This window comes from Pseudonocardia lacus (genome assembly GCF_018531445.1).
Lineage (GTDB): Bacteria > Actinomycetota > Actinomycetes > Mycobacteriales > Pseudonocardiaceae > Pseudonocardia > Pseudonocardia lacus.
This window is the reverse complement of sequence record NZ_JAHDTH010000446.1, coordinates 1-1,566: the sequence shown is the minus strand read 5'-3', so window position 1 is coordinate 1,566 and position 1,566 is coordinate 1. Positions and strand designations below refer to the sequence as shown.

At 77.5% G+C, this 1,566-nt stretch carries 1 protein-coding gene and 1 pseudogene; both read left to right on the top strand.

Features of this window, described 5'->3' with window-relative positions; translation table 11 throughout:
- Positions 1-203, top strand: a pseudogene (locus tag KIK08_RS38975) (prepilin peptidase); the annotation flags it as partial.
- Positions 204-264: 61 nt separating this feature from the next.
- Positions 265-1,437 (top strand): chorismate synthase, encoded by a 1,173-nt coding sequence (gene aroC, locus KIK08_RS38970; RefSeq protein ID WP_214408323.1) that lies wholly within the window; start codon positions 265-267, stop codon positions 1,435-1,437.
- Positions 1,438-1,566: the final 129 nt, after the last annotated feature.

The window sequence follows — 1,566 nt, the reverse complement described above, 5'->3', positions numbered from 1 at the left end:
TGGGCGCGGCCGGGTGGGCGGCCGTTCCGCTGGCCGGGCTGCTGGCCGGCGTGCTGACCGCCTCCGCGGGCGCGGTCGGACTGGCCACCGGCGTCCTGCGCCGCGGGTCGGCGGTGCCGCACGGCCCATCCATGGTGGTCGCGGCCGGCGTGGTCACCGCGCTGTCGGCGCTGGCGCCGACGGGGCTGCCCCCGCCGGGGTGACCGGCGCTGCCCGGTCGGGCGAGCGTCGGGCCCGGTCGGGCCGGGTGAGAGACTTGCCGGCGTGCTGCGCTGGATCACCGCCGGGGAGTCCCACGGTCCCGCACTGGTCGCCGTGCTCGAGGGCATGGTGGCCGGGGTCGGGATCACCACCAAGGAGTTGGCCGCCGAGCTGGCCAGGCGCCGCCTCGGCTACGGCCGCGGCGCCCGGATGAAGTTCGAGGCCGACGAGCTCGAGGTCATCGGCGGCGTCCGGCACGGCGTCACCCAGGGTGGGCCGGTGGCCGTGCGCATCGGCAACACCGAGTGGCCCAAGTGGGAGACGGTGATGGCGGCCGACCCGGTCGACCCCGACCTCATCGCCAACCGGGCGCGCAACGCCCCGCTCACCCGGCCCCGGCCCGGCCACGCCGACCTCGCCGGCATGACGAAGTACGGCTTCGACGACGCCCGTCCGGTCCTGGAGCGCGCCAGCGCCCGCGAGACCGCGTCGCGCGTGGTGCTGGGCACCGTGGCCAAGGCCTTCCTGGCCCAGGCCCTCGACGTCACGATCGTGTCGCACGTGGTGGCGCTGGGCGCCGTGGAGGCCCCCGACGCGGACGCGGTCCCCGGCCCGGGCGACCTGGAGCGCGTGGACGCGAGCCCGGTCCGCGCGTTCGAGGACGCGACGACGGCGGCGATGGTCGCCGAGGTCGACGCCGCCCAGAAGGACGGCGACACCCTCGGCGGCGTGGTGGAGGTGATCGCGTACGGGCTGCCGGTCGGGTTGGGCAGCTACGTGCAGTCCGACCGCCGCCTCGACGCCCGGCTGGCCGGGGCGCTGATGGGGATCCAGGCGATGAAGGGGGTGGAGATCGGCGACGGTTTCCGCACCGCGCGGCGGCGGGGCAGCGCCGCGCACGACGAGATGGTCCCCGGCGACCCGGTCAAGCGGCTGTCCAACCGGGCGGGCGGCATCGAGGGCGGGATGACGAACGGCGAGCCCGTGCGCGTGCGGGCGGCGATGAAGCCGATCTCCACCGTGCCGCGGGCGCTGCAGACGGTCGACGTCGCCACCGGCGAGGCGGCCACCGCGATCCACCAGCGCTCGGACGTGTGCGCGGTGCCCGCGGCCGGTGTCGTCGCCGAGGCGATGATCGCGCTCGTGCTGGCCGACGCGGCGCTGGAGAAGCTGGGCGGCGACTCGCTGGCCGAGACCCGGCGGAACCTGCGCTCCTACCTCGACGCCAGCGGCTGAGGCAGCGGGCGGGTCGCGACGTCGGCGCGGTGCGACCAGCGCGCCGCCGGCGCGGTGCGACCCGTCAGGTGCGGGGGCGGCGCGGGTGCTGGCCGGGGCGGCGACCGCGCCGGGTGGCGGCGCGGAAGG